Origin of the sequence: Vulcaniibacterium gelatinicum, assembly GCF_008033445.1 — a bacterium.
Taxonomy (GTDB): domain Bacteria; phylum Pseudomonadota; class Gammaproteobacteria; order Xanthomonadales; family Xanthomonadaceae; genus Vulcaniibacterium_B; species Vulcaniibacterium_B gelatinicum.
Map to the genome: position 1 here is coordinate 1 of NZ_VNKO01000031.1, position 2,898 is coordinate 2,898.

Consider the following 2,898-nt stretch of genomic DNA (forward strand, 5'->3'; position numbering starts at 1 on the left):
GGCCAGATTGAGGGCCGACGCGAAAAGCAGCCTCTCGTCCATGGGGTCAGGGCTCAGATAAGGAGAGCCGAATCCTGCCCGGCATCCACTCGGAATTCAAAAGAGGCAAAATTGAACCAGAGCACGAAAGGCACATAGTGGCCGGCGGCTTGGCGCGCGGCGCCGTCGACAAACAGGACTGCGCCGCCTTCCCTGATGGTCATCAGGCCAAAACCGATCGCAATCAAGGAGACCACGCGCATCCAGATCGCGCGTTCGCTGTGTGCCGTCATGTTCGTTGCTCCCGATTTGTGGAAGGGTTTGGAGGTCGCAGTCGCGCTTGCGGAGAAGACAGGTGTTTCATGTGTTGCTTTCGATGCCACGGCGATAGATGGCAAACACGGCTGGTGCGTCACGGCGGATGCGACAGACCTTGCCCGCCAACAGCGACTGCATGACCAGTCCCTGGATCGTGCCGATGAACAACACGGCGGCGGCCTCCACATCCAGTCCCGCATCCAGTTCGCCCTGCGCCTTGCCGGCTTCGAGCAGGCGATGCAACCGCTCGCCGTAGTGCTGAATCAAGGTCTGCACCATTCGCTTGGGCAGGGTCTCTCCAGGTCGCTGCAATTCGCCGAAGAGCATCCTCGGCACACCCGGGTGCTCGGACACGAAGTCGATATGCGTCATGAAGACCGCCTCAAGGGCTGCGACCGGAGACGTAGTGCCTTCTGCTGCCTTGTCCACCCGAGCCAGCAGGCGTTCCGTGACCCAGGACATCACCGCCTGCAGGATGGCGTCCTTGGTCGGGAAGTGACGAAACAGCGCCCCCTGGGTCAGCCCCATACGCTGTGCGATGGCTGTGGTCGTGATGTCGCTGGGGTTCTGCTCGGCGGCCAAGTCGACCACCGCCTCGACTGTGGCCGCGCGCCGCTCATCGGCCGGTAGATGCTTGGAGTGTCCACTCATTGCTTGCGCCTTCGAAAGTGAGTAATCTATTACTATCTTAGCACCATGCAAGCTTGCCGCAAGAGGGGAAGCGCGAAAAGGAGGCCGCAATGGACAACAGAACCGTGATCTCAGACGACGGGCAACGGTCGATTTCGGGCAGACGCAAACGTCGCTCTCCGCGCCTCATTGGCGGAGGGGAGCCGGTTCATCACAAGTCCGGCGGGGTGTAAATGGAGCTGCGCCATCTTCGGTGCTTCGTCGCCGTCGCCGAAGAACTCCACTTCGCGCGCGCCGCCGAGCGGCTGCACATCGAGCAGTCGCCGCTGTCGCGGGCCATCAAGGAACTGGAAGAAGAACTCGGCGTGATGCTGTTTGCCCGCACCACGCGCAGTACGCGGCTGACCCATGCCGGAACATTGTTCTTGGAACATGTGCGTCGTGTGTTTGCTGCCTTGGAGCAAGCGCGAGAGAGCGTGAAAGCAGCGGCAAACGGTTTTCACGGGCAGTTGCGCGTGGCTTTGTCGGACGGCATCACGCCGTCGCGCCTGCCGACCTTACTGGCGTTGTGTCGCCAGGAAGAACCCGAGGTCGAGATCCGCTTTTTCGAGGTGTCACTATCGCAGCAGATCAAAGGGCTGCATGATGATCTGTACGACGTGGGGTTTGCCCAATCCGACGAGGTGGGCGACGGCATAGTCACTTTGCCCGCTTGGAGCGATGCACTCATGGTGGCAGTGCCGGCCCGGCATCCACTGCTGGCCCACAAGCGTATTCCCTTGGACGAGTTGCTGCGCTACCCGCTGGTCTTGTGCGATCCGCAAGTGTGTGAGGGCCACGCCAAGCACGTTGAACGAGTGCTGCGTCGTGCTGACATGGAACCGCTGATCGCAGAACGGGTTGCCACGTGCGATCTGATGATGGCACTGGTATCGGCCGGCTTCGCGCTTGGACTAGCGGGCGCTGCACACATTGCCGCCAGCCGTGAACCGGGCGTCGTAGCTCGGCCGCTGGCGTCGCGAGTGCCGCCACTGACGACCTACTTGCTCCGTCTCGACGGCGATCCGTCTGACGAACTGACACGTTTTATTGAGCGCGTGCAGACCATCGAGTCGCAGGAAACTCCCAGGGCCATACGAGGCAGCAACCCTGATCCCCCGGAGGAATTGATGCCATGAAGAAGATCATCCCATTCTTGTTGACGGCCATTCTGACCGCCTGCGGCCAGTCCGAAACGCCTCAGAATGCCAACACGTCGGAAGCGAATATCCCGACGGTGGAAGAACTGGCGGCCAATCCCGAACGACTCAAGGAACTGCGCCAGCAGTGCAAAACCGACCGCCTGAAGCTCGGCGACGTGTTGTGCAACCGGGTGGCCGAAGCCACGCGCAAGCGGTTCTATGGCGATGGCGAAACCCCTTACACGCCGCCGAAGGAACCGCCCAAGTTCTGATTGTTGGCAGATAGCCGCATCGCCTTCATTTTTCTGCTCGACACGCCGCAATGCGCCTGCGCTTGCGGCGTTTTTCTTTGGTTCGACGCTGCACTCATTCTTTCTTTTTGCTCGACCTTTCTGCTCAAAACGGTCTTTGACCGGCACTGACCCGGCACCGAACCTGACGCCTGCGGCACGTCCTTGTGCCGCTCTTTCCATGAGGAAAAAGCGCAGGAGAAATCGGAGGCCGGGTCATGCAAGGGACGAACGTGCTGTTCGGTCAGATCGCCGTGGTATTCGGCATCGTGATCGCCGGCGTGTGGGGCGCCACACAATGGACAGCATCGGCCCTTGGCTATCAAGTACGCCTTGGCTCGCCCTGGTTCGACTTTCTTGGCACGTCGATCTACCACCCGTGGAAACTGTTTGGCCTCTTTTGAATTCCGAGTGGATGCCGGGCAGGATTCGGCTCTCCTTATCTGAGCCCTGACCCCATGGACGAGAGGCTGCTTTTCGCGTCGGCCCTCAATCTGGCC

General features: G+C 60.7%; 6 protein-coding genes. 3 read left to right on the plus strand and 3 right to left on the minus strand.

The genetic code is table 11. The features are described 5' to 3' along the window. Window positions 1–53 precede the first annotated feature (53 nt). Window positions 54–272, minus strand: a complete 219-nt coding sequence (locus FPV26_RS12440) for a hypothetical protein (protein WP_147654192.1) — start codon at window positions 270–272, stop codon at window positions 54–56. Window positions 273–339: 67 nt separating this feature from the next. Further along, window positions 340–948: a TetR/AcrR family transcriptional regulator gene (locus FPV26_RS12445; protein ID WP_147654193.1), complete on the minus strand. Its 609-nt coding sequence runs from the start codon at window positions 946–948 to the stop codon at window positions 340–342. A gap of 212 nt (window positions 949–1,160) precedes the next feature. Here FPV26_RS12445 and FPV26_RS12450 point away from each other — a divergent pair, with 212 nt between their 5' ends. Both FPV26_RS12450 and FPV26_RS12455 read left to right on the plus strand, forming a co-directional pair. Continuing rightward, window positions 1,161–2,105, plus strand: a complete 945-nt coding sequence (locus tag FPV26_RS12450) for a LysR family transcriptional regulator (RefSeq protein ID WP_147654194.1) — start codon at window positions 1,161–1,163, stop codon at window positions 2,103–2,105. Further along, window positions 2,102–2,380, plus strand: a complete 279-nt coding sequence (locus FPV26_RS12455) for an EexN family lipoprotein (protein WP_147654195.1) — start codon at window positions 2,102–2,104, stop codon at window positions 2,378–2,380. The genes FPV26_RS12450 and FPV26_RS12455 overlap by 4 nt, the downstream gene beginning before the upstream one ends. Here the strand turns inward: FPV26_RS12455 and FPV26_RS12720 are convergent. Further along, on the minus strand, window positions 2,347–2,622 hold the full coding sequence (locus tag FPV26_RS12720; protein ID WP_181952662.1) for a hypothetical protein: 276 nt from the start codon (window positions 2,620–2,622) through the stop codon (window positions 2,347–2,349). The genes FPV26_RS12455 and FPV26_RS12720 overlap by 34 nt on opposite strands. Here FPV26_RS12720 and FPV26_RS12460 point away from each other — a divergent pair. Next, window positions 2,617–2,802, plus strand: a complete 186-nt coding sequence (locus FPV26_RS12460) for a hypothetical protein (protein WP_147654196.1) — start codon at window positions 2,617–2,619, stop codon at window positions 2,800–2,802. The two genes, FPV26_RS12720 and FPV26_RS12460, sit on opposite strands and share 6 nt — an antisense overlap. Window positions 2,803–2,898 lie beyond the last annotated feature (96 nt).

Coding starts and splice junctions, on each gene's coding strand:
- FPV26_RS12460 (WP_147654196.1), top strand. CDS start 2,617: ATGCAAGGGACGAACGTGCTGTTCGGTCAGATCGCCGTGGTATTCGGC.
- FPV26_RS12440 (WP_147654192.1), bottom strand. CDS start 272: ATGACGGCACACAGCGAACGCGCGATCTGGATGCGCGTGGTCTCCTTG.
- FPV26_RS12455 (WP_147654195.1), top strand. CDS start 2,102: ATGAAGAAGATCATCCCATTCTTGTTGACGGCCATTCTGACCGCCTGC.
- FPV26_RS12445 (WP_147654193.1), bottom strand. CDS start 948: ATGAGTGGACACTCCAAGCATCTACCGGCCGATGAGCGGCGCGCGGCC.
- FPV26_RS12450 (WP_147654194.1), top strand. CDS start 1,161: ATGGAGCTGCGCCATCTTCGGTGCTTCGTCGCCGTCGCCGAAGAACTC.